Origin of the sequence: Prolixibacter bellariivorans ATCC BAA-1284 (genome assembly GCF_000621705.1) — a bacterium.
GTDB lineage: Bacteria > Bacteroidota > Bacteroidia > Bacteroidales > Prolixibacteraceae > Prolixibacter > Prolixibacter bellariivorans.
In genome coordinates this window covers 279,613-302,780 of record NZ_JHXO01000009.1, presented here as the reverse complement: position 1 = coordinate 302,780, position 23,168 = coordinate 279,613, and the positions used below count along the sequence as shown (strand labels likewise).

Annotated in this window: 20 protein-coding genes; 10 read left to right on the top strand and 10 right to left on the bottom strand. The window is 43.6% G+C overall.

Annotated features, from left to right (window positions below; all coding sequences use genetic code 11):
- Nucleotides 1-39 precede the first annotated feature (39 nt).
- On the top strand, nucleotides 40-591 hold the full coding sequence (locus T426_RS0113065) for a nitroreductase family protein (protein WP_234406588.1): 552 nt from the start codon (nucleotides 40-42) through the stop codon (nucleotides 589-591).
- A gap of 22 nt (nucleotides 592-613) precedes the next feature.
- On the opposite strand, the gene msrA is transcribed toward T426_RS0113065, so the two are convergent.
- Complete coding sequence (msrA, locus tag T426_RS0113060; RefSeq protein WP_025863864.1) at nucleotides 614-1,279, bottom strand: peptide-methionine (S)-S-oxide reductase MsrA; 666 nt, start codon at nucleotides 1,277-1,279, stop codon at nucleotides 614-616.
- A 19-nt stretch (nucleotides 1,280-1,298) separates the two neighbouring features.
- Nucleotides 1,299-2,321, bottom strand: coding sequence for an adenosine deaminase (locus T426_RS0113055; RefSeq protein ID WP_025863865.1), 1,023 nt, complete (start codon nucleotides 2,319-2,321; stop codon nucleotides 1,299-1,301).
- A gap of 633 nt (nucleotides 2,322-2,954) precedes the next feature.
- Here T426_RS0113055 and T426_RS0113050 point away from each other — a divergent pair.
- Complete coding sequence (locus tag T426_RS0113050; RefSeq protein WP_025863866.1) at nucleotides 2,955-3,659, top strand: hypothetical protein; 705 nt, start codon at nucleotides 2,955-2,957, stop codon at nucleotides 3,657-3,659.
- A gap of 53 nt (nucleotides 3,660-3,712) precedes the next feature.
- Here the strand turns inward: T426_RS0113050 and T426_RS0113045 are convergent, their stop codons facing one another.
- Nucleotides 3,713-4,930 (bottom strand): dicarboxylate/amino acid:cation symporter, encoded by a 1,218-nt coding sequence (locus tag T426_RS0113045; RefSeq protein WP_025863867.1) that lies wholly within the window; start codon nucleotides 4,928-4,930, stop codon nucleotides 3,713-3,715.
- 133 nt (nucleotides 4,931-5,063) lie between these two features.
- Nucleotides 5,064-6,152, bottom strand: coding sequence for a magnesium/cobalt transporter CorA (corA, locus tag T426_RS0113040; RefSeq protein WP_027585813.1), 1,089 nt, complete (start codon nucleotides 6,150-6,152; stop codon nucleotides 5,064-5,066).
- Between the two features lie 715 nt (nucleotides 6,153-6,867).
- Here corA and T426_RS0113035 point away from each other — a divergent pair.
- The 3 genes from T426_RS0113035 (at nucleotide 6,868) to T426_RS0113025 (ending at nucleotide 13,101) form a co-directional block, all read left to right on the top strand.
- Nucleotides 6,868-11,208 (top strand): CusA/CzcA family heavy metal efflux RND transporter, encoded by a 4,341-nt coding sequence (locus tag T426_RS0113035; protein ID WP_025863869.1) that lies wholly within the window; start codon nucleotides 6,868-6,870, stop codon nucleotides 11,206-11,208.
- A 2-nt stretch (nucleotides 11,209-11,210) separates the two neighbouring features.
- Nucleotides 11,211-12,365 carry an efflux RND transporter periplasmic adaptor subunit gene (locus T426_RS0113030; protein WP_025863870.1) on the top strand — a complete coding sequence of 385 codons (1,155 nt, stop codon included), beginning with the start codon at nucleotides 11,211-11,213 and terminating at the stop codon, nucleotides 12,363-12,365.
- A 259-nt stretch (nucleotides 12,366-12,624) separates the two neighbouring features.
- Nucleotides 12,625-13,101 carry a thioredoxin family protein gene (locus T426_RS0113025; RefSeq protein WP_025863871.1) on the top strand — a complete coding sequence of 159 codons (477 nt, stop codon included), beginning with the start codon at nucleotides 12,625-12,627 and terminating at the stop codon, nucleotides 13,099-13,101.
- Nucleotides 13,102-13,181: 80 nt separating this feature from the next.
- Here T426_RS0113025 and T426_RS0113020 read toward each other — a convergent pair whose 3' ends face one another.
- Both T426_RS0113020 and T426_RS0113015 read right to left on the bottom strand, forming a co-directional pair.
- On the bottom strand, nucleotides 13,182-14,483 hold the full coding sequence (locus tag T426_RS0113020) for an alpha-L-fucosidase (protein ID WP_025863872.1): 1,302 nt from the start codon (nucleotides 14,481-14,483) through the stop codon (nucleotides 13,182-13,184).
- 90 nt (nucleotides 14,484-14,573) lie between these two features.
- Nucleotides 14,574-15,149: an HDIG domain-containing metalloprotein gene (locus T426_RS0113015; RefSeq protein ID WP_025863873.1), complete on the bottom strand. Its 576-nt coding sequence runs from the start codon at nucleotides 15,147-15,149 to the stop codon at nucleotides 14,574-14,576.
- A 205-nt stretch (nucleotides 15,150-15,354) separates the two neighbouring features.
- Here T426_RS0113015 and T426_RS0113010 point away from each other — a divergent pair, with 205 nt between their 5' ends.
- The 4 genes from T426_RS0113010 to T426_RS25785 all read left to right on the top strand — a co-directional run bounded on the left by T426_RS0113010 (nucleotide 15,355) and on the right by T426_RS25785 (nucleotide 17,818).
- A complete protein-coding gene (locus tag T426_RS0113010; RefSeq protein WP_234406589.1) occupies nucleotides 15,355-16,278 on the top strand; it encodes a glutaminase in 924 nt (307 codons plus the stop codon).
- A gap of 245 nt (nucleotides 16,279-16,523) precedes the next feature.
- Nucleotides 16,524-16,946 carry a tetratricopeptide repeat protein gene (locus tag T426_RS0113005; protein WP_025863875.1) on the top strand — a complete coding sequence of 141 codons (423 nt, stop codon included), beginning with the start codon at nucleotides 16,524-16,526 and terminating at the stop codon, nucleotides 16,944-16,946.
- A 46-nt stretch (nucleotides 16,947-16,992) separates the two neighbouring features.
- The gene (locus T426_RS0113000) at nucleotides 16,993-17,649 is read left to right on the top strand and encodes a tetratricopeptide repeat protein (protein ID WP_027585812.1); all 657 of its coding nucleotides are present in this window, start codon (nucleotides 16,993-16,995) and stop codon (nucleotides 17,647-17,649) included.
- The gene (locus T426_RS25785) at nucleotides 17,642-17,818 is read left to right on the top strand and encodes an SLOG cluster 4 domain-containing protein (RefSeq protein WP_153637596.1); all 177 of its coding nucleotides are present in this window, start codon (nucleotides 17,642-17,644) and stop codon (nucleotides 17,816-17,818) included. Before T426_RS0113000 ends, T426_RS25785 begins: the two co-directional genes overlap by 8 nt.
- Nucleotides 17,819-18,073: 255 nt before the next feature.
- Here the strand turns inward: T426_RS25785 and T426_RS0112990 are convergent, their stop codons facing one another.
- On the bottom strand, nucleotides 18,074-18,508 hold the full coding sequence (locus T426_RS0112990; protein ID WP_025863878.1) for a phosphate-starvation-inducible PsiE family protein: 435 nt from the start codon (nucleotides 18,506-18,508) through the stop codon (nucleotides 18,074-18,076).
- Nucleotides 18,509-18,636: 128 nt separating this feature from the next.
- On the opposite strand from T426_RS0112990, the gene T426_RS0112985 reads away from it, so the two are divergent.
- Nucleotides 18,637-21,057 (top strand): beta-N-acetylhexosaminidase, encoded by a 2,421-nt coding sequence (locus tag T426_RS0112985; RefSeq protein ID WP_025863879.1) that lies wholly within the window; start codon nucleotides 18,637-18,639, stop codon nucleotides 21,055-21,057.
- A 7-nt stretch (nucleotides 21,058-21,064) separates the two neighbouring features.
- Here T426_RS0112985 and T426_RS0112980 read toward each other — a convergent pair whose 3' ends face one another.
- The 3 genes from T426_RS0112980 to T426_RS0112970 all read right to left on the bottom strand — a co-directional run bounded on the left by T426_RS0112980 (nucleotide 21,065) and on the right by T426_RS0112970 (nucleotide 23,037).
- The gene (locus T426_RS0112980; RefSeq protein ID WP_027585811.1) at nucleotides 21,065-21,718 is read right to left on the bottom strand and encodes a CPBP family intramembrane glutamic endopeptidase; all 654 of its coding nucleotides are present in this window, start codon (nucleotides 21,716-21,718) and stop codon (nucleotides 21,065-21,067) included.
- 126 nt (nucleotides 21,719-21,844) lie between these two features.
- Nucleotides 21,845-22,324 (bottom strand): DUF456 domain-containing protein, encoded by a 480-nt coding sequence (locus T426_RS0112975; protein WP_025863881.1) that lies wholly within the window; start codon nucleotides 22,322-22,324, stop codon nucleotides 21,845-21,847.
- An 11-nt stretch (nucleotides 22,325-22,335) separates the two neighbouring features.
- Nucleotides 22,336-23,037 carry a hypothetical protein gene (locus T426_RS0112970; protein WP_148303706.1) on the bottom strand — a complete coding sequence of 234 codons (702 nt, stop codon included), beginning with the start codon at nucleotides 23,035-23,037 and terminating at the stop codon, nucleotides 22,336-22,338.
- Between the last annotated feature and the right edge of the window lie 131 nt (nucleotides 23,038-23,168).

Genomic DNA, 23,168 nt, shown 5'->3' with positions numbered 1-23,168 from the left:
TGGCTAAAACGAAATATGATGAAACTTCGGGAATTAATTATGAGAAATCGCAGCTACCGGCGGTTCATAGAGGAATTCCGGATTGACCGGAAGACATTGCTTGATTTGGTTGAATTGACGAGGTATGCCGCATCGGGACGGAATGCACAACCCCTGAAATATAAGCTATGCTACGAGCCCGAAGTTAACGAAAAGGTATTTGAACACCTGGCATGGGCGAGTTACCTGACCGATTGGCCCGGTCCGGAAAAAGGTAAGCGTCCCTCTGCATATATCCTTGTTTTGCTTGACCGGGAAATAGCCGAACATTGCTTTTGTGATGACGGCATTGCTATGCAGAACATTTTACTGGGTGCTGTCGATAAGGGGTTGGGAGGATGTATTTTGCGGGCAGTGCATAAACCGGCTTTGCGCGAATTGTTTCAAATTCCCGAACGATATGATATAATGGATGTTGTTGCGTTGGGAAAACCTGCCGAAGTGATACAGATTGAAGAAGTAGGGCCTGATGGAGACACAAGTTACTACCGTGACGAAGATGATGTTCATCACGTACCCAAACGCAAGCTGGCCGATCTTGTCATTGATTAATGCGTTCTGCGGCAGTAAATTGCTATTTTAGTTTATCCTTGAAGACTTTCCGGAATTTCTCCAGTTTTGGGGTAATCACCAGACGACAATAGGGTTGGTTGCTGTTGTTTTCGTAGTATTCCTGGTGATAGTCTTCCGCCGGATAAAAAATCTTGAATTTCGTAATCTCCGTCACAATCGGGTTATCCCAAATGCCTGCGCTATCAAGTTTCTTCTTGTAGTCTTCAGCTAACTCCTTCTGTTTTTCGTTGTGATAGAAAATCACGGAGCGATATTGCGTTCCTACGTCATGTCCCTGCCGATTCAGTGTTGTTGGGTCGTGGGTTTGCCAAAATACCTTGAGTAATTCCGGATACGAAATGACTTTCGGATCGTAAATTACCTGGATGCACTCGGCATGTCCGGTCTTTCCGGTACAAACTTCCCGGTAGGATGGATTTTTAACGGTACCCCCCGAGTAGCCTGAAATAGCTTCCTTCACTCCTTTTAACTCGCTGAATATAGCCTCGGTACACCAGAAACAACCCGTACCGAAAGTTGCTGTATCGTATTCGGCTTTTTCGTTCATATTCGCTGTTTTCTTTTGAGCATGCCCATCTTGATTTCCATTTTTGGGAAACGAAAATGAGGCAATAATTCCCGCCAAAAGAATGACGGGAATAAATAACATGTATCGGGATGCTTTCATACCTGTTTTGTACGCTGCTTTAGCTCGAAAGTTTCCGGTTGCTATTGTGAAAGTAAGCATCCAGAATGGCCAGGTACCTTTGTTTCTCTTCGGGAAGAAGGAAAGCGGACTCGAAAGAATTTCGTGCCAACCGGTATAAATGATCTTTATTTAGTTGGAGTGCTTTGGTAACAGCCAGGTAATTCTCGTTGACATAGCCTCCAAAATAAGCAGGATCATCTGAATTGACGGTCACTTTCAACCCTTTGTCAAGCATAAGTTTCAGAGGGTGTTCTCCCATGTCTTTAACTACCTGCAACTTTAGATTTGACAAGGGACAAATGGTAAGCGGAACTTGCTCATCTGAAAGTAAAGCAACCAAATCGTTGTCCTCCAGGCTACGGTTTCCATGGTCGATACGAGATACATTCAGGTCATGAAGGGCGCCCCATACATATTCCGAAGGACCTTCCTCGCCTGCATGGGCAACGGTTAAAAATCCTAATTCCCGTGCTTTATCAAAAACTCGCTCGAATTTCTCTGGCGGATTACCTTTTTCAGACGAATCGAGACCAACAGCTACAATTTTATCACGGTAGGGCAGTGCTTCATTTAATGTTTCGAAAGCAGATTCTTCAGAAAGATGACGCAGAAAACTCATGATCAATTTGGAGGAAACTCCAAACTCTTTTCTTCCATTATTCAGCGCATCAATAATTCCTTCGATAACCAGCTGAAAAGGTACGCCGCGGGAAGTATGTGTTTGCGGATCGAAAAATATCTCGGTATGTAGTATTTTATTCTCATGGGCCTTTTGCAGGTAAGCCCAGGTCAGGTCGTAAAAATCCTGACGGGTTTGCAGCACATTGGCTCCGGCATAATATATATCGAGAAAATCCTGCAGTTTGCTGAATTGATATGCATTGCGTAAGTCTTCAACTGAGGAGAAAGGTATTTTCACCTGGTTACGCTCAGCAATTTTAAACATGAGTTCAGGCTCAAAGCTACCCTCAATGTGCAGGTGCAGCTCGGCTTTAGGGAGATTTTTAATAAACTGTTCCATTCGTAAAATTAACGATTCTTGACTAACTCGGTCTGGTTGGTCATCCATCATAACGCATAACCGGGCAAGAGGTTTCATTGGTGCGCCGGGAAAATATCGAAATAGAAGCTATTTGCTTGATATTTTGCTTGTTTTCATTGACTTTGTTGAATGCTTGCCGTAAATTTAAGAACTAACTGACAAAACCAAATCATTAATTAGCGTTCTTTCGTATAGACCAGATTAAATAGAAGGGTAGCGAAACCCCGGAGGCGTTCGTTTTTTATTCAACTGTATGATGCGATAAGTTTTGGGCAATTTATTACTTCCTGTAGTTAATTGAAACAGTTAATTCACTGTTTGCAGCTTAATTAAGTTATTTGCGATTATGCCCCTGGTCTTTCTTACCCTTTTATTTTTTTATCAATACTCGTTTTCTACGAAACTGAAAATGTAGTGCTTGCCTAGGCAGAAGGCAATCTTTTTTGTTGTATCTTCATTCTATTCCGACATAAATCCTGTCAGATTTCTTTTTGAAAACGAATGGAGACTGAGTGTGTTGGACCGGTTTTCTCTCTTTTTAGGGGAAAGAGGTTTTTTCAGGTAACCAGTCCGTTGCCCCTGTGGTATGTGATAAACTAACGATTATTTGTGATGACACGATTGAAGTATCAATTTACACTGGATGATATGCCCCGGGTAGCTGAGTATATTTATCAGACTTTTCAGCGGGATCATGATGATTTTGAGCATTATTCTTCCGATTTTAATCAGGAATTTGAGGAGGCATTGGAAGAACGGATAAATGCTATTCGCGAACTTCCTAATCTGGATTTTCTGGATGAAAAAGTTGCCGAGAAGCAGAAGAAGTTGCTGATTATGACTAGCCACCTGCGTCCCTTACTTAATATTACCGAGATTTATTTGAAGACGACTAAAGATGACGCTCTTGAACAAAATGATGATTTAGATAATATTAATTCATTGCGAACCATCCTGATTGAAAAACGCATATGGGAAATTCAGTCAGGTATTTCCAAACTATTGAGCTACATCGAACAACGTTTGCCGGAATTGGAAGAACGTGGTTTTCCATCCGGGATAATCGATGATTTTCGGTTGTTGTCGAAAAATCTTCAACAGATGGAGATCGAATTGGCTGAAACAATACACGAAAAAGAGGTCATTACCCACGAAAGCGTTCAGGCAATGAATGATTTGTGGGAAGCACTGGAAGATATCTGGTTGGCGTGTCCGGAAGTGTTTGCTAAAGCCCATCCGGAGAAGGTGAGAGATTATTCACCGGAAGAGATCAAGCGTCATATTCACCCAAAGCCTTCACGAAAGGTTATACATTAAAATGATTTGTGAATGAAAAGATTTGAGGTTGCCCGAAAAGGCAGCCTCATTTGTTATACCTTCAGCTCTTCTCCTTCCGATTTGGCAATAATAACCGCACCGCAGGAGTCACTCCACACGTTGGTGGCTGTTCGGAACATATCTAATATCCGGTCGACCGGAAGCACCAGGGCGATTAGTTCGAAAGGCAATCCTAACACATTCAGTAGAATCGTAATGATAACCAGGCTTCCCATAGGTATGGCTGCTGTGCCGATACTGGCCAGCAAAGCGGTAATCAGAATGATGAATTGTTCTTTTAATCCCATGGTGGCACCTTGTGCCTGAGCGATGAACATAACGACAGCAGCGATATAAATGGCTGTTCCATCCATATTGACCGTGGCACCGATAGGCAGTGTGAAATTGGTTATCTTCTCCGAAACACCTGAATTTTCATGCGTATCATTCATGTTCAGGGGTAAGGCTGCAGCCGAGGAAGCAGTGGAAAAGGCTGTCAGCAATGGAGTGGTCACGTTTTTCATGTGCTTGAAAGGCTTCGCCCTTCCTACAAATTTGACCAGTAGCGGTAACGTGATGAAAGCATGAATGAACAATGCTACCAGGACCGTTAGCATAAAAGCGCCCAGACGATAAACCAGATCACCGAAATCCTTTTGGTCGGCAATAACTTTCACAATCAATCCAAATACTCCGTAAGGTGCCAACTTAATGATGAACATGGTAATCTTCATGAACAACTCAAAGCCGGAAGTAAATAAATCGACCAGTAACTGACGATGCTGACTTCCCAGTTTGGCCAAAAATATTCCGATGATTATAGCGACAAAAATGATGGACAACAACTCGTTATCAACCATTGCTTTGAAGATATTGTCCGGGACAATATCAATCAGGGTTTCGCTGAAACTCTTATGCTGAATCTGCAGTTTATCAACGTTTTGTATGGCTGTTAAATCGACGCCAACACCCGGTTTAACTAAATTAACCAAAATTAAACCGGTTGTAATGGCCAACATGCTGGTCACTACATAATAAGCGATAGTTTTTAAGCCGAGCCGACCAAAGTTTCCGTGCCCTCCAATGCTGGCAATACCTGAGATAATAGAGGTGAGGATCAGTGGTATGACAATCATTTTCAGCAGCCGGAGAAAAATGTCTCCCATCCAGCTCACATACGGAACGACGGGTTTAAAAAAAATACCAACTATTACTGCAAGTACAAGAGCAATCAGAATTTGCCAGTGAAGGTCTATCTTTATTTTTTTCATAAACTTACGGGTTATGCACAGCGAAAGGCACGGCATCGAATATAGCGAGAATTGTAGAATCGGCAAAAAACACTGGTATCACGCGGAAGGCGATGCAAACCTGTATTTGTCATTCGAGCATAAGTTTGATCGTCTAAATCCATTTTTTCTTTTTGAAAAAAAACGCCAGGATGACGACGATGCTAATCATGATTCCCCATAATATAAAGTAGGCGTATTTCCAGTGAAGCTCGGGCATGTTGTCGAAATTCATTCCGTAAACGCCAACTAAAAAGGTGAGTGGGATAAAAATGGTGGCAATGATGGTGAGCACTTGCATCACTTTGTTCATGCGAAAACTAATACTTGACAAGTACAAATCTTTCAGCCCGGAAACAGTTTCCCGGTAGGATTCAATGGTTTCGATGATTTGTGTAATGTGCTCATAAATATCGGTGAAATATTTGCGGGTTTTATCTTCAATCAGTTCAATTTCATCGTTCTCCAGTTTTCGCATCGATTCGCGGATCGGATAGGTTATTCTGCGAATCTGAAGCAAATCACCTTTTAATCGATGAATTTCCTGCAGGGCATCTTCGCCCGGCTGATTAAAAATCCGGTCTTCCAGTTTCTCCAAATCATTACCGATGTTTTCGATAATGGTGAAATAATTATCGATGATGACATCGGTTAACGCATAAAAAAGGTAATCTGCTCCCCGTGAGCGAATGGTTCCTTTGGACGAAGAGAGACGATTGATAACAGGTTCAAATACAGTATCGGGCTTTTCCTTAAAACTGATTACATAATTTTTTCCCAGTATGAGACTGATTTGGTCGGTGGTTAAACTGTCATGTTGCTCGCTATAATTAAGCATCTTCAAACTCAACATCACGTAATCGTCTTCATCCTCTACTTTTGGACGTAAATCCGTATTCAGGATATCTTCCATCAATAATGGATGTATTTCATAGTGATTGCCAAGTTTCTCCATCAGTTCCACATCATGCAGCTGATCGATATTAATCCAACTAACCGGAGCCGCATCTTTCCGAGCCATTGCATCCTGTACGGTGGCATTTGCATTTGCCTCAAATTTCGAAGAATCGTAGTCGATGATGGTTAATTCAGGAGCTTCTTCGTGCTTGTCTCCGATAAAAATCATACTGCCAGGTGGTAATCCTGTTTTTTGAGATACCTTCTTTTTCCGTGTACTTTGTTTTTTGGTGTGTGGATTTTTCATAAGTGTTGGTTCTTACTTCTGTCATTATCAGAGATAAGCAGTTTTTGGTGCGGTTTCATCGAGCCGTTGATCATCTGACAAGTCCTGTTTGTACATCTAGTTTAATGCAGAACTAAATTAAGTAAAACATTTAGTATGATCATAGTGGAACAGAAAGGATAGACCATATGAGTTTTGTAAAAAGAAAATGCTCATTCTGTTGTAATCAATCTACATAAGCTTGATCTATTGGATTGTTATGCTAAATTTTTTAACTTATGGTTCAATTGTTTCTAAACCTGACAACCCTCTTCCTTTTTTTGGTTTGTTGTATTGAATAGTAAAAAATAACCAAACGAATATTTGCAATGATTGAACTCTGTATGGAATTAATGCATATCAGGAAGATGGTTTTTAGGGGGAGAATATCTGCATCTGTCAAAGGAACTCCAAGTGGTAATTTATTAGGTTTTTGTTAACTGTGTTTGTAATCAGTTGTTTGTAATAATAAATGTAAACATAGTACTATGTAAATAAACTGTTTTTGAAGGAAAATAAACGATAACCAAAATATGCGAAGAAGTCTGTTGAATTCTGATTTTCGCATTTGAGGTTGCCACTGGTATGTTGTGACTCATTTTTGAAAACTAACCTTGACAACTATGAGTGGTGAGAAGTGAAAGTTTCTTCAAAAAAAACGATAATTGTTTGTGAAATTAGCCTAACAAATGTTCCTATGCTTGATAGAATTATTGAATTTTCCATCCGGAATAAGTTGGTCATAGGTTTGCTGACTCTTGCCCTTATCGGACTGGGAATCTACAACTTTACCAAACTGCCGATTGATGCAGTTCCTGATATCACCAATAACCAGGTGCAGGTCACAACAGTATCTCCATCGTTGGCTCCGCAGGAAGTTGAGCAGTTCATCACTTTTCCTATCGAAGTGGTGATGGCCAACATTCAGGGAGTGAAAGAGATTCGATCCATTTCGCGGTTTGGCCTTTCGGTGGTAACCATTGTGTTCGAAGACCGAATAAACACCCATATTGCCAGGCAGATGGTGAGTGAGCAGATAAAAAGGGCGGAACAGGATATTCCGGCCGGTTATGGTACCCCTGAAATGATGCCGATCACTACTGGCCTTGGCGAGATTTTTCAGTACGTTTTGGTTCCTGAAAAAGGGTATGAAAAGGCATTCAATCCGATGAAGATCCGTACGGTTCAGGATTGGATTGTTAAGCGGCAATTGTCCGGAATTCCCGGTATTGTTGAAATCAGCAGTTTTGGAGGAGAGGTAAAACAGTACGAGGTTGCTGTAAAACCCCGCGATTTGGTGGGAATGAATGTGACCATTACCGAAATTTACAACGCGCTGGTGCGGAACAACGAGAATACGGGTGGTAGTTACATCGAAAAAGGGCCTCACCGCTATTATATACGAGCAGAAGGATTGGTGCGTGATGAAAAAGACATCGGGGATATTTTCATTAAGAATGTAAATGGTTACCCGCTGTTTATTAAAGATGTTGCTAGTGTGAAGCTTTCGTCTCCGCCGCGTTTTGGTGCCATGACAAAAGATGGTAAAGGAGAAACGGTTGGTGGAATCACCTTAATGCTCAAAGGAGCTAATACTTCTCAGGTAATCAAGGAGGTAAGAAAACGGATTGCTCTGGTTCAGAAAAGCCTCCCCGAAGGCTTGATAATAGAACCATATCTCGACCGTTCGCAATTTATCGCAAAAACAATTAATACCGTTAAACAAAACCTGCTGGAAGGAGGTATCATCGTTATCTTCATCCTGATTTTGTTGCTGGGAAATTACCGTTCGGGACTTATTGTTGCGTCGGTTATTCCTCTTTCGATGTTGTTTGCCTTTATCATGATGAACATTTTTGGGGTTACGGCAAACCTGATGAGTTTGGGCGCCATCGACTTCGGTCTGATTGTCGATGGTGCCGTCATTGTGGTGGAGGGAATTGTCTACCTTCTACATCAGCGATTTAACGGCAAGATACTTAAGGCCGCCGAAATGGATGACACTGTTTCGACGGCCACACACCGGGTTGGTCGCTCTGCCGCGTTTGGCGTCATTATCATTCTGATAGTTTACTTGCCAATTCTGGCCTTTACGGGCATTGAAGGAAAGAACTTCAAGCCCATGGCACAAACAGTAAGTTTCGCTCTGTTGGGGGCATTGATTCTGTCGTTAACCTATGTTCCCATGATCAGTGCCGTATTTCTCTCCCATAAGGTGAAGGAGGAACGTAATTTGGCCGACCGGATTATCGATTTTTTGAATCGTTCTCATCAACCGGTTCTAAAATGGGCGTTGAGGCACAAAATAATGGTTCTACTCGTCACCATTGTGTTGTTTGTCATGACCATGTTCTCGTTTTCCCGACTGGGAGGTGAGTTTATGCCGACACTGGAAGAGGGCGATTTGGCTTGTCAAATGACCATCGCCCCGGGGGCGTCACTGGGGCAGAGTATTAAAACCACCACACAGGTCGAAAAAATTCTCCTGAAGCAGTTCCCTGAAGTAAAAACGGTTGTCTCGAAAATCGGAACCGCAGAGATTCCCACCGACCCGATGGCAGTGGAAGATGCGGATATCATGATTATCATGAAGGATAAGAAGGACTGGGTGAGTGCGGATAACCGGGAGGAACTGGTTGCCAAAATGAAAAAGGCACTGGACGTAATTCCAGGGGCATCATTCGATTTCTCACAACCCATTCAGTTGCGATTCAATGAATTGATGACCGGTGTGAAAGCGGATGTGGCTGTTAAGATTTACGGCGACGATATGAATCTGCTTTTCGAGAAAGCGAATGAAGCAGCTACGATTATTCAGGGAGTTCAAGGCGCAGGTGATGTTCGTGTGGAACAGGTTACCGGCCTTCCGCAAATGATGGTTCGTTTCGATCGGGATAAACTGGCTCACTATAATCTCGATATTACAGATGTCAACAATGTTATTCGGACCGCATTTGCCGGCGAGAAGGCTGGCTTGGTGTTCGAAGGAGAACGACGGTTTGATTTGGTTATCCGGTTGGATGAAGCTTACCGTAAAGACATCCGGGCTTTAGAGCGATTACGCATTAATAAACCGGGTGGCGAACTGATTTTGTTGAACCAGGTGGCTAAAGTAACTATGGAGAATGGTCCGATGCAAATTAGTCGCGACAACACGCACAGGCGAATTGTTATCGGTATCAATGTTCGAAACCGCGACGTAGAATCCTTTGTCAATGAAATCAACAATAAGTTGCAGTCTGAAGTAAAATTACCTCCGGGTTATTATTTCAGTTATGGTGGTCAGTTCGAAAACCTGCAATCGGCCAAGAAAAGCTCATCCATTGCTGTTCCGGTTGCGCTCGTGCTGATTTTCATTATGCTCTATTTTGCTTTCAGCTCATTGAAACAGGCTACCATGATTTTTACAGCAATTCCATTGGCTGTTATGGGAGGCGTTTGGACGTTGTTTATGCGAGGTATGCCTTTCAGTATCTCCGCCGGCGTTGGATTTATTGCCCTTTTCGGGATTGTGGTTTTAAATGGTATTGTGCTTATTTCATATTACAATCAACTGGAAGAGGAGGGCGTTAACGATATATATGAACGCGTTCTGCAGGGAACGCGAATGCGCTTGAGGCCGGTGTTGTTAACTGCATCGACTGATGCGCTGGGTTTCCTTCCGATGGCCGTTTCGACGGCAGCTGGTGCCGAAGTGCAGCGTCCGCTGGCGACGGTGGTTATCGGTGGTTTGATAACGTCAACATTCCTCACGCTGGTTATTCTGCCGGTTATCTATTACCTGTTTCATTCCGGAGAGTGGCGGAAGCTTCTCAAATTCAAAAAGAAACCGGTAGTTACGGTGATTCTCTTATTTATGCTCTTCCCGGTAGGAAAAGGTTGGGCACAGGAGCCAACTAAAACGATTACGTTGGATCAGGCAGTGGAAATGGCACTCAATAATAACCTTTCGGTGAAAGCTCGTTCGTTATTGGTGGAACGGGAACAGGCGTTGAAGAAATCTTCCTTCTCTCTGGATCCGCTTATGCTGCAGTATGATAAGGGAAAGATAAACACCAATTATAACGACTACAATTTTCAGGTGCGGCAGCGATTTGAATTTCCAACGATGTACGGAGCGAATGCCCGCCTGGCAAATGAGAATATCCGGCAAAGTGAGTTGGCACTTGGAAAGGAAAAATCGATGCTGACGACACAGGTGAAGATGCTTTACTCCCGCAGTCAGGTTGCGGGTGAGAAGCTCCGCTTACTCAGGCAGCGTGACAGCCTCTTTGGAGCATTAGAGCAAGCGGCTGACATGCAATTGAAAAATGGAAGTATCGACTTGAGTGAGTACAATTTGTTGAAAACAGAAGCACTAAGATATCGTCAGGAATTGATGGCTGCCGAAACAGCTTTTGAGACACAGTTGGGTCAACTGCAGGTTTTCCTGTATTCCGAAGAACGAATCATACCTGTATCTGACGAATTGGAACATTTTCAACCGGTCCGTGTATTGCCTGATACAACATCGAATTCATGGGATTACCGGATGATGCTGCAAGGTGTGGCACAGAAAAATGCGGAAGTCAAACTTTCGGGAAACAACTGGGCTCCAGCTTTTTCAGTCGGTTATTTCGATCAGAGTTTTGATGGTCGAAAAGGTTACGATGGTTGGAGTGTTGGACTTGAAATTCCCATCTGGTTCTGGTCGCAAACAGCCAAAACCAAAGCGCTGAAACTGGAGCGTGAATCAATGACTTATCAGGCAGCTCAGCAGCAGCAACAAGATTGGGCGCTTCAGAAGCAATTGATCATGCAACAGCAACAATTATCCAAAAGCCTGAATATGTATGAATCGGAAATTGTTCCCCGAGCCAGGCAACTGCTAAAAGCTGCAATAAAAAGCCGTGAAGTAGGACAGACCGATTACATCGGATTTTCGCGAATGGCAGGTGAGGCATTTTTGTCCCGGTTCAATTACCTCGATATCCTTCAGCAATATAATGAGATAGTTTTGCAATTGAATTTAGTAATGGGTTCCCCGGAAACAAAATAACCATGAGAAATCAACTTTTTATCATCCTTGCTGCAGTTGTGCTGATTTTTACAGCCTGTGGCAAAAATAAAAACAGTAACAACGAGGAAGCCGGAGCTTCTGACCAGTTGAAACTTAGCCGAGAACAAATTGCCCATACCAATATTGCTTTCGGTCTACCGATGGAGAAAAATATGTCGGACGAAATACCGGCGAGAGGAGTGGTGGCGTTGCCACCGGATGGGCAAGCGCTTGTCAATTCATTCTCATCCGGTATTGTGAAACGGGTTTTTGTGCATATGGGGCAGAAGGTTAGTCGCGGACAGGTTCTGGCGATGCTAACCGGACCGGAGTTGATTATGATGCAGGAGAGCTACCTTAAAAGTGTATACACACTGGAAATGCTTGAGAAAGAATATCAACGCCTTCAGCAACTTGAAGGGGATAATATTTCTTCGCGGAAGCAAATTGATCAGGCGAAGGCGGCTTACTTATCGGAAAAAGCAGGAGCGCAATCGCTTCGCGATAGACTGCGGCTGCAACACATCAATCTTGAAAAATTAATGAGTGATGGCATTCAGAGTGAAATCCCGATTATCAGTCCAATTGATGGGATGATCAACAAGATTAATTTTTCTGTTGGGCAGATACTTTCTCCCGACCAGGTGCTTTTTGAAGTGCTGGATTTAAGTCGATTAGTATTGAAAATTTCCGTTTTGGAACGCGATATTCCCCATATTTCAGTGGGACAAAATGTCATGTTTGTTGCTTCCAATTTGGGCGATAAACCCTATCCTGCCAAAGTAGTAGCCATTGGTGGTAAGGTGGAAGAAACCGCCAAAGTGGTGAGTGTGGTTCTGAAGCCAGCCGAGATGCCCGAAAAACTGCTTCCGGGCATGTTTGTCGCCGCCATGATTCGGGTGGATGCTCATATGGCGCAATGTGTACCTGAAGCTTCGCTGATTTATGATGAAAACAATAATTCCATCCTGTTTTACACGGAAGACGATCCGAAAAAAGCCGCACAGGTAACTTTCCAGCACATCAAAGTGGAACCGGGATATCGGAATAACGGTTTTGTTGAGGTTCGCGGCCTTAATCAATTGCCTGCTAATGCGAACGTTGTTTTCGATGGTGGGTATTATCTATATTCTGAACTGTTGAAAATGCGGGAATAAACCATCGAAAATCTTTTGATTTTCATGTTGGTGGGAATCTTTGTTAAAAAAAATAATTGTCAATAGCATTAAATTTGCCCGGGAGAGTTGATTTCCCGGGTATTATTTTGTTATTTTGAAATGGTTTTGAGCGCATTGAGGCCTTATCTGCCAAAACATTTCTGGCATGATAAATGTATTAATGTAGATATATAAAACAATAACAGAAGCGATTTAGACGTTTCAGAATCAGAAGGTAAGATAATAAGTTTGAAGTATTATGAAGAAAATTTTTGTAATCGTAGCGTTGGTTGCCTTTGTGGCTCAGGGAGTGATGGCAGCAGCACCCGGTAACGGGGACGCAGACGTCCAGCCGGTTAAGCTGACAAAAGCCATGTTCCTGGAGAAGGTGATGAACTATGAGAAAAATCCGAATGAATGGAAATACGAAGGAAGTAAGCCATGTATCATCGATTTCTATGCCGATTGGTGCGGACCGTGTAAACAGGCTTCTCCTATTCTGGACGAACTGGCCAAAAAGTATGCCGGCAAAGTACAGTTTTACAAAGTGGATACACAGGTAGAGCAAGAATTGGCCTCAGTTTTTGGTATTCGTGGCATTCCTGCTTTTTTGTGGGTTCCCATGGATGGTAAACCGACCATGACGAGTGGTATTGCGCGAAGCAAAGAGGAAACCAAAGCTATGTTCGAAAAATTAATCAACCAGGTTTTGTTAGGCAATAAACCAGCTGAATAACTGAATAGCATATATTCAAAACGAAAGAGGCTTTCCTAATCGGGAAGCCTCTTCTTGTATTATGGTATACTTGAATTTTCTCAGATTTCCATGACTACGACGGTATCATACATTTTTCGCTTGTTTCGCGGAATATTGATGGTTGTACCGAATTTGTTTTGCTGAAAATCCACCGGAGTTTTGTCGTCATACAAATAGGCCTTTTTCACTTTCTTACCAAAATCCGGAAGTAAGAGGTTTGTATCCGGCAAATCGAGAACATGTACAAAAATTTTATTGCCTTTCACGGTGGTAACTCCCCAGCTATGCGGAGAAACAGGACCGCCTCTGGTACCATAAACGGTTTCACCATATTGGTCCATCCACTTCCCAATTTCACCAAGCGTTTTAACGAACTCCGGTTGTATTTTCCCGTTAGGCATAGGACCAACATTTAACAGGAAGTTGGAGTTATATCCCGCGGCTTTTACCAGGTAATGAACGAGGTCTTTTGTTGATTTGTAATTATTGTCTTGTAAGTTAAAGCCCCACGAATGGTTCATCGTTTCGCAGGTTTCCAAAGGAAGCTGGCCAATTTCTGATTCACCGCTAAAACCAGTCGTGTTGTGTCCGGGCAGATCTTTTTCGAACATCTGGAAATCTTCTCCCGGTTTGGGCGCCTGATGATGGTTGCTTCCAATAAGGCACGACGGTTGCAGTTTGTGAATGAGGCTGTATGTTTTGTCGAGCCGCCAGTCAGCATCCTTTTTGTCCCACCAGCCATCGAACCAGATGCCGGCAATATCACCGTAATTCGTTAGTAATTCGGTTAGCTGGTCATCCATGTAGTCGAGGTAAGCGTACCAGTCTCCTTTTTCCGGCCGACCGGAATAATGACCAGTGTTACCTCTGGGGTAATAATTATTTTGATACCAGTCGAGCTGGGAATAATAGAAGAAGAGCTTAATGCCCTGTTTATGACATTCATCCGCCAGTTGTCTCAGAACGTCCTTCCCGTAAGGTGTTCTGTCCACAATGTTCCAGTCGGTCAGCTTCGTATCCCACATGCAAAAGCCGTCGTGATGTTTGGAGGTAATGGTGATGTACTTCATTCCGGCCTCTTTGGCTGTTTTCACCCACTCGGCGGCATTAAATTCAATGGGATTGAAGAAAGCCGGAAGCTTCTCGTAGTTTTTCTTATCGATATGCTGGTTGTTCATTACCCATTCGCCATCGCCCAACACCGAGTAAACACCCCAATGAATGAACATACCGAATTTTGCATCCTGGAACCATTGTCGGGCTTCCAGGTTTCCGGGGGTAGGGTGATATGATTCCTGTGCCATAGTCATCGACGAAATCAACGAGATCAGAACGACCCCTGCTATTTTTCTGAAACGCATAGTGTGTTGGTTTAGTTATGATTGGACTAAGTTAATCGAAACTTTCCGGATTTGCAGTGGGAAATGATTATCCTGTTGCCAGTAAATGATTTATACTTCTCCCCGAAGTCCAAGTGCATCAGCTTCCTTTTGCATCCCGGCGATGGTCTCGGCTATCAGTTCTTCCAACGGCATGTCCAGCATTTCTGCGCCCTGCATAATGACTTCGCGGTTGGCACCGGCGGCAAACGATTTGGTTTTCCATTTTTTCTTCACCGATTTCACTGTCAAATCGAGAATGCTGCGCGATGGGCGAACATAAACTGCTGCTGTAATCAGGCCGGTTAGTTCGTCGGTAGCGTACAGCACTTTTTCCATCGGTAGTTGTGGTTTATCATCGGTGCACATTCCCCAGGCGTGGCTCATAATGGCCCGGATGTAATCTTCAGGCCATTTCTGCTCTTCCAGTATTTGGCGGGTCATGGTGCAATGTTGCTCCGGATACTTTTCGTAATCCAAATCGTGCACTAATCCGATAATGCCCCATTTTTCGGGGTCTTCGCCCATCTTTTCAGCAAAGTGTTTCATCACGGCTTCTACGGCCATTCCGTGTCGGACCAGGCTGTCCGAGTCATTGTACTTTTTCAGAAGCTCGAGTGCTTCATCCCGGGTAGGAATTTTCGACATCTGTTTTGTTTTAGATTAGCCTTAAATTTAACAAGAGATTATCGATCGCCCAAGTACTGGAAAAATCATTTTCAGGAGAAATGGGATTAATGATTTTTAATGGGAAAAAGGGTGGGGTAATATCAGGTTTTTCGGCGTGAAGAGCCTGTTTAGAAACAGATGAAAATCCTTTACCGGATTGGCGAATCAGCTAATTTAGCATTTCATGACGCACATCGACTTACAGACAATTCTGAATGAAATTGCCCATGAAGTAGAAACTTTCTACGGCAAGGGTAGTGTGGCCGATTATATCCCGGCATTGGCCAAAGTCCCGGCCCGGCAATTTGGCATGTCGGTTTCGTTATTGAACGGTCAGGAATATGCGGTCGGTGATGCCGATGTACCTTTTTCCATTCAGAGTATATCCAAGGTTTTTACGCTGGTGATGGCTTTTCGCGAAAAAGGCGACGAGGTATGGAATCGTGTGGGACGCGAACCTTCCGGGACACCGTTTAACTCACTTACGCAATTGGAAACGACGGGTGGTTACCCACGTAATCCGTTCATTAATGCCGGAGCGCATGTGGTGTCGGATATGTTGATGGATTTCCTTCCCAATCCGCGCCAATCGCTGCTTGAATTCGTGCGTATGCTAACGTTAAACGATGTCATTGATTATGACCAGGAAGTAGCTGAATCGGAGCGAATTCATGGTGACCGTAACCGGGCATTAGCTTATTACATGAAGAGCTTTGGGAATATTCATCATGAAGTAGACCAACTGCTGGATGTTTATTTTCACCAATGTGCGTTGTCTATGAGTTGCCGTGACCTTTCCCGCAGTTTGCTGTTTCTGGCCAATCATGGTATTGTTCCCCATTCGGGTGAACAGATTTTGAGCGAAAGTCGTTCCAAGCGTTTGGCCTCTTTGATGCTCACCTGCGGTTTGTACGATGAAGCCGGAGAGTTTGCTTTTCGCGTTGGTCTTCCTGGTAAGAGTGGCGTAGGCGGCGGAATTGTCGGTATCATTCCCGGATTGCTGAGTGTTGCAGTTTGGAGCCCGGAACTGGATGTATCGGGAAATTCGGTACTGGCCATGGAAGCGCTGGAACGTTTCACTACCAAGTTGGGCATCTCCGTTTTTTAAGTGAGTAAGTTCGAAGCTCATTTGATCAAGGTCGAAGCTATACCTGTAGAGTTCGAAGGTCACTTGCTCAAGGCGGAAGCTCTACCTGTGAAGTTCAAAATGAATTTGTTCAAGTTCGAAGCTCAACCTTGACATTCCGAAGCTTAATCTTGCAAGTCCGGAGTTGAACCATTCCGAAGAGTTGGCGTTGGCCCTGGTATTTTCATGGCAAAAATTCCGTATTTTCGTTAAAAATTATCATTTCTATGGGCATCGAACGCAAAGACTTTTTGGTACGCCAGTTTGAAGAGCTAGGGCGTGTTATCGCTGTTCTGATGGGGTTTCGTGATAAAGGTGAACCCGAAAGGGCCTTGCATTATGCGACTGACTCGTTGAAAGGCATGCTGGATAATGATCCTGATTATTATTTGTCCTTTTCCGATGAAGAATTCCGGGGTAATCTTCAACATTTGTGGAAAACCGGTATTGCCGGAATGGAAATCCTGTCGGAAATGCTATATCAGCTTGGCTGGATTTATGACGATTTGGGGAAACCGGACCTAGCTTCGAATTGTTTTCGAAAAGTGAAGATTACCTGGGAGGTTCTGGAAAGCGATCAGGGGACGTTCAACATGGAACGTAACATGAAGCTGGAAGTGTTGGACCAGTATATCTCAAATCATGAGTAAAATATACCTTCTGTTAATCCGGTTGTAACTTTTTAAAGCGATTCCTATGCCACTAAATATCTTAAAAAATTATCGCGAACGAAAAATTAAGGAAGCCTGGAAGTTGTATCATGATGGTAAACGGGAAGAGGCTTTCCGGAAAATCCGGTTACTGCTGAAATCAACGAACAAAGAGGTACAACTGGAGGCTTTGCAGATTGCCGGAATGGCCATGTACAAGCTGAAGCGGTTCGATCAGTCTATTAATTATTTTCAAAAAGCCTGTAAACTGGGCAATGCTCGTCATGACTGGTTTAACTTGTCCATGGCTTATGCCAAATCAAAACACGTTCTGGAAGCGGAGGCTGCATTTAACATGATCAATGGAGCATCGACCAAGCACAATTACCAATATGCTATTTCGCAACCGCAGATGTTGTATCAGTATTTTCGCGTCTTGCGCGATTCGGGATTCATGCGCGAAGCTTTTGGTCGTATTAATGAGTTGAAGGCAATGTATTGTGCATTGTACAAATCGGATGACGAATACCTGGCTTCCCGTGGAATGCCCGGCCTTTCATTAATGCTGCGGGAGGCTTTGCCCGTGTTGCAATCATTGGCGGTGGAAAGAGACATGACCTCCTGGCTGGAGGATTTTGGGAAAAGAATAAAAGAGCCGGGCAGCCAGGTTTTGAAAGAGTATGTGACGTTATTGGATGTCTGAATATGTTGACATACCTTTTTTTACCGGCATAGGTCACGTCCGGAATGCTATAAATGTGTTGTCGTCGCGGGTGATTGTTGCTATCGAACCAGGGCCCGGAACCATATCGGAAGTTGGCATGGCTATCAAGATGAAGAAGCCGGTCATTCTGGCTCACATGAAAAGATGATGTTCAGTTTTTCAGTCGCTTAGGAGAAGTAAGCGTTGCTGACACCCCAGACGAAGTTGAACTCTTGTCAGGCACAAACACACCCCTGATGTTCATATTTAATATTGTTCCAAATAAAAATTATTTTATCTTCGGTCCGGATAAATAAATTGGGCTACCTAATCTTTTGTTGCCATTCGGGTAAGAGGATTAGGTACAAATCCATTCCGGACCTAACCGAGTATATGGGGCTGTGCACACCTGCAGCCCCACTACTTAATCATTTTTCTTCCCACTCTTTACCCTGTTCGCTTTTTTCAGCAGATAATAGCCTGTTGCCAGTGCCAGAACGATAAAACCGATTCCGAGCATGGTCAATCCTTCTGTGTCAGCATAATCCAGCAATACGACCTTCCGGGCTACCGCAATGATGGCAACTAGCAGAATGATTTCGGCGTGGAAGACGTTATCTTTCAGATAGACCTTTACGGTTTCAAACAGTTCCAGACCAATCAGGATACTGAAAAACAATCCGAAGACAGAATTGAGATGACTGATATCGAAAAGGACTGCATTTTGATGTGGTTCAAAGAAAAGCACGGTGAAAATCAGGACAGCAAATTCAAAAACCGAGACAACAACGACAATGCCAAGTAGGAGTAACATTGCCCATATAACAAAACGTTCAAATTTCTCAATCAGGTTGTTCATATCCGGCTTCTTTTCAGTGTGATTATTATCTTGCAAAAACGAAGTGTTTTCCCATGTCCGGGACTTCAATGCTAAAGATAGCGTTTAAAATTTATATCTTTTGCCTAACCAAACCAAACTACCAAACCATGCGTAAAAAATGGCTTCTTATCATTTCCAGCGTTGTGCTGGTGCTCGTAGCCGGCGGAATTGTACTTTACTACCAAATGTTTCCGAAACCTGCGATTGATGATACCGTTCGGGCGTCACTCAAGGTAATGCCATTACCGGCTAAGGTAAGAATGAGCGGAAGTGCTGTACCTGCCGATATGGGACTCTCAGTCGTGTTTACCGATTATTCGAGCCCTGTGTTGGACAGAGCTGTTACCCGATTCCGGGAACGTCTTGAGCGAATTACCGAATCAAAGATTCAGGAGAATCGTGCCATCCGGCTCGAGATTCAATGTGGTGGAGAACCGATCTCACCCGATCCGTTGAAGAACAATGAACGATATTCTTTGCGTTTTAAATCAGATCATATCATTCTGGAAGCACCGGGTGTAGAAGGCGTTTTGCATGGCTTGGAAACATTGTCGCAATTACCGGTTAGGGAAGAGGAGCATTACATATGGCCCGGTTACAAGATTGAAGATGCACCAAGGTATGCATGGCGAGGACTGATGATCGATGTTTGCCGACATTGGATTCCTAAAGCGGTTATTCTTCGGAATCTGGACGGAATGGCCGCATTGAAACTGAATGTTCTCCATTTGCACCTGACCGAGTACCAGGGATTTCGGATCGAGAGTAAACTGTACCCGAAACTGCAGGGAATGGGTTCCGGAGGAAATTACTATTCGCAGGATGATATGCGGGAAATCATCCAATATGCTTCAGACAGAGGAATTACGGTTGTTCCGGAATTCGATATTCCCGGACATTCAACCAGTTGGTTTACCGGATATCCGGAACTGGCGAGCGCTCCCGGTCCTTATGTTTGTGATACTGTTTTTGGCGTACTTCATCCGGTTATGGATCCCACAAAGGACAGCGTTTATCTGTTTCTTGATCGTTTTTTGGGTGAGATGGCCGGGCTTTTCCCCGGAAAATATCTTCACATCGGAGGTGATGAGGTCGAGCCGACACAATGGGAGAATAATCCTGACATTCAGTCTTTCATGAAGGAGAATAATATTACGGATGCTCATGGATTGCAGGCTTATTTCAATCACCGGATAAATGAAATTGCGAAAAAACATGGAAAAGTAATGGTTGGCTGGGACGAAATTCTTCATCCCGATTTGACTTCCGATGTGATTGTGCAGTCATGGCGTAGCCAGAAATCGTTATTCGAAGCAGTGCAAAAAGGTGGGCGCGCTATTCTTTCTGCAGGCTGGTATCTCGATCATAAACTTCCGGCCGGGAAACATTACCAGGTCGATCCGGAAATATTGCCCGGTGCTGTCGACATTGAACCGGATAGTGTGAATTGGCAAACATGGGATCTTGAGCTTCAGATGAAAGCCAGTGAAGGAAAGCTTTCTGCTAAGCTTGCGTTATTCGGTACACCCGAAAATGTGCGTGGATTTATGCAGATAATGGGAGCAACTATTGGCTTTAAAACGGTCGGCTTTGATGGAAGGAAACTGGATTTCACCATGGATACAGATTACGGAAAAGCTGAGTTTTCGGGAACGCTGGAAAGCGATTCTCTTACGGGAAAGATGTCTGTCAGCATCATGGGATTTGAAGTGAAGGGCACGAAAGTTGGCGGACCAGAAATGGCGGGAACCAGGCCGGTTGAGTTTGAGAAAATACGACCGTTAAATGAGGAAGAGAAGACACGCATCATAGGGGGTGAGGCATGTATGTGGAGCGAGCTGGTGAATGCCCGGACGATTGATTCACGAATCTGGCCGCGTATGGCAGCTATCGCAGAAAAACTTTGGTCTCCGGCTGCTTTGACAACCAGTGCAGATGATATGTACCGTCGGCTTCCATTTATCTCAGCGGAACTGACAGCAAGAGGATTGACACACGATTCCGATTATCCGGTTTTTCTTGCTGAAATAGGTGGACCTGAATATGCCAGACCATTAAAGATTTTAGCTGACCAATTGGAGGAGGTGAAATATTATGAGCGGCTTGGAATGTATGAGAATCTTACGGTTTATACTCCTCTCAATCGGGTTGTTGATGCAGTGCGACCGGAAAGTTTGCCGGCCCGGCATTTTAATCAGATAACCAGGGAATGGGTAAGTGAACCTGAAAATAACCAGCATTTCCAGGAAATAAAGGGATTGCTTGAGAAATGGAAAGGGAATCATGCCCGATTAGAACCAGCTTTTGCAATGCATCCCCGAATAGCAGAAGTAGCTCACCTTTCAGAGAGTTTATCCTTTCTGGCGGAAGCCGGATTGGAAGCGGTAGATCTGAGAATGAACAAAGAAAAGCCGACTTCTGAGCAGACTGAAGAATGGAATCGAATCATTGATAAAGCTTCTCAGCACAGCGGAGGTTGTCAATTGGCGGTTGTGGACGGATTCCGAAGTTTATTTCAGTTTGAATAAAGAAAATTTATATCCCCTGTTGTGTGAAAAACATGCCTAATCCGCAGGTGAAAAGCCAAGCTCCGTAAAGCGAATGCTCAATAATGCTGGCGACCAATGATTTTGTTTCGATGTAGCGTTTGGTGAATAGTATGCCACCAACGAAGGTGAGGATAATAGCCAGCCAGTTATGGAATATAATGTGCCCAAAAGCGAACATTGCGGCACTGGCCAGGATAATTGTGGTGTTCCTCTGGAAGAGATTCCGGTAACGGTGAACAAAAAATGCCCGGAATGCGATATTTTGCGGAATAACGGAAAAAAGCGGGTAGAAGATAAGCAAGCCCAGCCATAGTAACGGGTGCTTTCGCGGCAGATAAAAAAGGTGTTCCGGTTCCCAGAAATAAACGACAGCCGTCATTAGAAGGGCCACTGGGATGAAATAGAGAAAGATGGTTCCGATGGATTTTCTTGCTTTATTCCAGTTCCACAGTCGTTTTCTCCGAAAGGAGGGATCACGGATGAGTTGTATCAGAAAAATCAACGCTCCGATGGCCAGCACTGGCATGAATGAGATGTCGATAACTTTTGTGAACAATAGAATAGGAACAATCACAAAGATTACCAGAAACTCTGCTATCCTGAATATGCGTTTGCGGTAAAATGAAATAAGTCCTCTCATTAGTGAAAATTGTAACGTGGTTTTCGACGGGGGCGATATTATATATACGTTACAACGAGAGAGATAGTTCAAAATGATCTGAGGTTTTCGGATTTCGAAGTCCGTTTTCTCGCCTTTTTATACCGCTCAGGACCAGAAAAGTCCCTTGAAGAATAGGAAAAACATGGTGCCTGAAATGAGTATTTTTATGAAGGTGGCTACCAGGAATCCAATGAACGAACCAAATCCTGCCCGGAACATTTCTTTGGAACGTTTGCCGGCATACATTTCTCCAATTACCGCACCGGCAAAAGGTCCGATGATGAATCCAACCGGTGGGAAAAACAAGCCTACCAAAAGCCCAATGATGCTTCCCCAAACGCCATATTTACTGCCACCGAATCGCTTCGTTCCCCAAATGGGAATTACATAATCGAGAACGGTGACGACCAAGGCAACTACTCCCCAAATAATGAAGAATTTGGTTGAAAAAGTTACTCTGTCGGAAAAACTGAGGACCACCAGACCGAGGTACGAAAGTGTTGGTCCGGGGAGAGCCGGAAGGACACACCCAATTAAGCCAACTAACATTAAGATGGCACTGGCGGCAATGATAACATAATCCATTAAAATGAGATTTAGTTCAGTGAATTGTAGTATTGTACCAGCTTAATCAAATCCGCTTTGTCTTTGGTTGATAGCTTGTTGGATTTGTAATAATCTGCTATTTCTTTCTGATGTTTTGGGAAAGCTTCCAACAGGTTCTTTTTCTTACTGACATGTTGAGCAGGGAAAGCGCCTACCTGGATGTAAAATTCTTCCAGGGGCCAGTCGAACCGGGCTGGCTTGGGCTCTACGTAAGGTTTCTCTTTTTCTTTTTCGAAGAACTTGATGGTATGTTGTGCCAGGAGCCTGACATTACCATCAGCCAAAATTTCGAAGTAGCCTTCTTTTATTTTTTTATCAGTGAACTGGTATTTAGTATAGGTAAATACGCGATTGCCGAACTCCGCTCTTTTTACGACATCCCTGGGTGAAAATGTCATTGCTTTTCCATCCTTCTCAAACTGCAGTTCATCCTGGTATTGGTCGTATCGCAACGGAACATCTACGTATTTTTCATTCTTAGTCGTAATAACAGTTCCTTTTACAAATTGGTCGTTCAGGTAAGGTGAACCTTTGATATCTTTCAGAGAAAGGTTTTGGATGCCGAAATGTTCTCCTTGTATCATTTTGGAGAATCGTACATCGTCGATGGTTCTGAGAATAACATTTTGTGATTTTCCAATGATTGGTAGTACAAGGAGAAGAAGGATAATGATCTGTTGTTTCTGTTTCATGGATTTCAGGTTATTTGATTTCGTTCGTCTGAAAATATAAAAAATCATAGGATTATGCATCGTTCTTCAGAAGTTTTCAATTGGAGTACTTCTTCTCTTAAAATTGAATTTAATCAAGGGTGTTTTTTTTC